The sequence below is a fragment of the Alcanivorax sp. HI0044 genome, from assembly GCF_001634945.1.
Map to the genome: position 1 here is coordinate 1 of NZ_LWEZ01000672.1, position 537 is coordinate 537.

1 protein-coding gene is annotated in these 537 nt (G+C 61.6%); it reads right to left on the minus strand.

The genetic code is table 11. From position 1 onward, the window contains the following. The coding region (locus A3730_RS08195) for a methyltransferase (RefSeq protein ID WP_063537893.1) at positions 1 to 488 on the minus strand (488 nt) is incomplete at its 3' end. Positions 489 to 537: the final 49 nt, after the last annotated feature.

Here is a 537-nt window from a genome sequence, read left to right on the forward strand (position 1 = left end):
CGGTCATAGAGAATATCTGCGGCTGTCACCAGGTCCGCCTCTGCCAGGGAGGAGTCCAGATCATTGCTCAGCACCACCTCGACGCCGTTCTCCCGGGCGTTCATGGCCGTGGCCGTGAGCGCATCCTCGTCCAGATCACAGGCGATGACCTTGCGTGCCCCGGCCATGGCAGCGGCAATGGCGACCACCCCCGAACCCGGGCCCACATCCACCACACAACGGCCGGCCACCTGCTCGGGATTATCCAGCAGATACTGCGCCAGCACCTGCCCGGAAGCCCAGCAGAACGACCAGTACGGCGGCTCTTCCATGATCGCGTTGACGATTTCCGGGTCCAGCGCCTGCTCCGGGAACAGCTCATCCAGCAGCCACAGGCGCAGGGCGGGCGTTTGTGGCAATGCCTGGCACGACAGGGACACCGCCGGTAATACGCGGTGGAGCCGTTCGTGCAAGGCGTTGAGGCCTACTTTTTCCTGTTCTGTTGTCATACTCTAGGGCCTACTTTTCCTATCCGAAATCGTCGAAGAGAATAACAAA